Here is a 3,841-nt window from a genome sequence, read left to right on the forward strand (position 1 = left end):
GGATCGAGACCGAGTACGGGATCCTGCAGCCGGCGCACCCGACGGCGAACCCTCGACCGGCCCGGTCGCCTCGGCGAGCGTCGGCTGGTCCGGGCGGTCGGTGCGGACCCGGGCGCGTTCGTCCCGCAGCGCCCGCTCCATCCGGGCGATCGGCCCGAACGTGTCGGTCGACAGCTGGTCGCGGGCCGCCTGTGCGGCGGCGTTGAGCCGCGCCACCGAACGGGCCACCGACCGCGGCGTCTCACGGTCGAGCACGAGGTCGCGCAGGGTCGGCAGCCGGGTCGGGACCGGTTCGTCCTCGTCGCGCAGCACGAGGGCGTGCGCCAGCACGTCGAGCGCCGCACCGCCGACCAGGTCGCCGCGCCCGTGGTAGTCGTCCCACCGGTCGATGACCGCGCGCAGCACCCGCGCCTGGTTCTCGGCGCGCTCGGCGTACCGACCCATCCAGTACAGGTTCTCCGCGGTGCGCGGCGAGATGCCGGTGGCCGGGCCGCGGCCGAGGCCCGCGTCCTCCAGCACGTCCTCGTCCCAGCCACCCGGTTCGGGCAGCGACCGGGCCGGCGGGGCGAGCACCCACACGTCCTTGGCGCGGGCGCCGAGCGAGGAGGAGACGACCGGCTGGTCGGACACCCGGGCCAGGCCGCCTGCCATGACGGTGTACGTCGCGTCGTGCGCGACGGCGTAGGTGCGCAGCACGGCCGCACGCGGGGCCGAGGTGTCCACCGCGCCTGCGTCGCCCGAGCCGGTGCCGCGCAGCGCCTCGGGACCGCCGGGGCTGACCGGCTGCTGGCCGACCCACGCCCACGGCTGCGCCTCGATGCGCGCGGCCAGCTCGGCGCGCTCGGCACCCGACAGCGTCCAGCCGAGCACCGTCCGCACCCCCGGGCCGGCCTCGGTGGGCAGCAGCACGAGCTCGTCCAGCCGGTCCAGCACGTACCGGCGCGCCACGTCGTCGCCGCACCACCACGTGCGTGCCGACGCGAGCTGCAGGTCGGCGCCGAGCACGGCCCGGGCCAGTCGCGGCAGGTGCGCGAGCACCGCGGGGCTCTCCAGCACCGAGCTGCCCAGCGGGTTGACCACGCTCACCGTGCCGGCCCGCACCGCCCGGACCAGCCCGGGTGTGCCCAGCCGGGACCCGGAGTGCAGCTCGAGCGGGTCGCACCAGGCGGCGTCCACCCGGCGCAGCACGACGTCGACCGGCTCCAGGCCCTCGAGCCCGCGCATCCAGACCCGCCCCTGGCGCACCAGCAGATCGGCTCCCTCGACGAGCGGCAGCCCGAGCATCGAGGCCAGGTACGCCTGGTCGAAGGCGGTCTCCGACCCCGGGCCCGGGCTGAGCAGCACGGCGCGCGGTTCGGTCGCGGTGGGCGGAGCCGCGTCCTGCAGGGCGTGCCGCAACGCGTGGAAGAACGGCCCGAGCCGGGCGATGCTCGCCTGCCGGTACACCCCGGCCATCACCTGGGCGACGACGCGCCGGTCCTCCATCGCGTAGCCGGCGCCCGACGGGGCCTGGGTCCGGTCGGCGATCGCGCACCAGCGCCCCGCCTCGTCGCGCACCACATCGGTGGCGGTGAGCACCAGGTCGCGCCCGCCGGGCAGGGCCAGCCCGTCGACGGCCCGTTCGAACCCCGGGTGGGAGAGCACCGCGGTGGGGGGCAGCAGCGCATCGGTGAGCAGCCGGCGCGGGCCGTACAGGTCGTGCAGCACCGCGTCGAGCAGCTCGGCGCGCTGGACCAGCCCGGCGTCCAGCTCGGCCCACTCGGCGGCGTGCACCACGACCGGCTCCGGGTCGAGCCGCCAGCGGCCGTCCCCGCCGGCGTAGGTGACGCCGTGGTCGCCCAGCACGGTGTCGAGCCGGTCGCGCGCCTCCTGCAACGACTGCTCGGTCGGTGCCTGCCCCGGGGGCAGCCACGACCAGTCCGGCCGGTGCTCGACCGTCGTGCCGGTGCGGGGCACCGGGGACGAGAGCAGGTCGGTCACGGGTGCAGTCTGGCCTATCCCCGCAGCCGGTGGGCATCGGCCGGCCGCGCCGCCGGGCGCCCGGCGACCTCGGGACCTGCTGCGAGTCCGCCGAGCGGGGCGTCCGTGCGGCGTACCGTCTGCGGCGTGAGCCACGAGCCCCGTGACGCCGGCGACCGCCCGCCTCGCCTGGTCGACGACCAGCTCAGACCCGCCGGCCGCACCCTGGTGCGCTGCGTCGACTACTGCCCGACGAGGGTCGAGGTGCATGTGGTCGACGACCTGTCGGACTTCCTGCGGACCCCGCGCCCCGACTGGTCGACGGTCCGCTGGATCGAGGTCGTCGGCATGAAGCGGGTCGCGGACGTCGAGGCGCTCGCCGCGCGGTACGAGCTGCACCCGCTGGCGGTCGAGGACGTGTTCAGCCGCGAGCAGCGTCCCAAGGTCGACGCCTACGGCGGTGAGGGCAGCGACCTGGCGGCCAGGATGCTGGTGACGGCCCGTGAGCTGCACGCCTCGGGGAACCGGATCAAGACCTCCCCGGTCTCCATCTTCCTGGGCCACACCACCGTGCTGACCTTCCAGCACGCGGACACCGGGGTCTGGCGGCCCACCCGCATGCGGCTCGAGCAGGGTGCCTCGCGGGCCCGCGGCGCCGATGCGAGCTTCCTGCTCTACACGCTGCTCGACGCCGTCGTGGACGCCGCGTTCCCCCTGCTGGAGCACCTGGAGGGGCGGCTGGACCGGCTCGAGGCCGATGTCCTCGACGAGGCCGACCGGACCCTGCTGGTCGAGATCCAGGACGTGAAGCGTGACCTGGTGACCGTGCGCTCGGCGATCTGGCCGCTGCGTGAGGTGGTCGCGAACCTGCAGCGCGACCAGCACGAGTGCATGTCGCCCACCACCCAGGTGTACCTGCACGACCTGCGCGACCACATCGTCCAGGTGGTCGAGCTCATCGAGGGCTACCGCGAGCGGGCCCGCGACCTCACCGAGTCGTACCGCACGTCGTTGTCCGCCCGGTCGAACGACACCATGAAGGTGCTCACGATCATCGGCACGATCTTCATCCCGCTCACCTTCCTGGCCGGGGTGTACGGCATGAACTTCCACGTCTTCCCCGAGCTGTCGTGGAGCTGGGGCTACCCGATGTTCTGGGTGGTCTGCGTCGTGGTCGCGGCCGGGATGGTGGTGTGGTTCCGCCGACGCGGCTGGTGGTAGGACGGCCAGCCGGGCTCAGCCGTGCCGGTAGACCTGACCGGGCGTCGTGGTGCCGAGCAGCTGCGGCACCGTGACCAGGGTGTAGCCGGCGGCCCGCAGCCCGTCGACGATGCCCGGCACGGCCTCGACCGTGGACGGGTGGATGTCGTGCATGAGGATGATCGACCCCGGTGCGGCGGCCTCGAGCGCCCGCTGCGTTGTGATCCCGGCGTCCCGGTTCTTCCAGTCCTCGGTGTCGACGCTCCAGCAGATCGCCGCGTCGCCGCGGGCCGCGAGCAGCGCGAGCGCCTGGTCGTCGTACGCGCCGTAGGGTGGGCGGACGAGCGTCGGGGTCAGGCCTGCGGCGGTCTGGATCGCGGCGGTCGTCTGGTCCAGCTCGACGGCGACGTCCTGCGCGGACAGCTTCGTGAGCCAGGCGTGGTCCCAGGTGTGGTTGCCCAGCGCGTTGCCCTGCGCGGCCTCGCGGGCCACCAGCTCGGGGTACTTGGCGACGTTGCGCCCGACGAGGAAGAACGTCGCCGGGGCGCCCTTGGCCGCCAGCTCGTCGAGCAGCGTGGCGGTGGAGGGGCCCGGACCGTCGTCGAACGTGAGCGCGACGCACCGGTCGACCGAGCAGTCCGGGGCGGCGGCGGGTGCTGCCGCCGCCGGGGCGGCCGGTGCC

3 protein-coding genes are annotated in these 3,841 nt (G+C 74.8%); 1 reads left to right on the forward strand and 2 read right to left on the reverse strand.

Annotation, left to right across the window (positions count from 1 at the left end):
• Window positions 1-1,980: circularly permuted type 2 ATP-grasp protein (locus F2B26_RS14915; RefSeq protein WP_159810707.1), on the reverse strand; the 1,980-nt coding region annotated here is incomplete at its 3' end.
• Window positions 1,981-2,106: 126 nt separating this feature from the next.
• On the opposite strand from F2B26_RS14915, the gene corA reads away from it, so the two are divergent.
• Window positions 2,107-3,180, forward strand: coding sequence for a magnesium/cobalt transporter CorA (gene corA, locus F2B26_RS14920; RefSeq protein WP_159810709.1), 1,074 nt, complete (start codon window positions 2,107-2,109; stop codon window positions 3,178-3,180).
• Between the two features lie 15 nt (window positions 3,181-3,195).
• Here the strand turns inward: corA and F2B26_RS14925 are convergent.
• Window positions 3,196-3,841 (reverse strand): polysaccharide deacetylase family protein (locus tag F2B26_RS14925; protein WP_159810711.1); only part of this gene is annotated, 646 nt, incomplete at its 5' end.

It is taken from the genome of Cellulomonas citrea (assembly GCF_009829685.1).
Classification (GTDB): domain Bacteria; phylum Actinomycetota; class Actinomycetes; order Actinomycetales; family Cellulomonadaceae; genus Cellulomonas; species Cellulomonas citrea.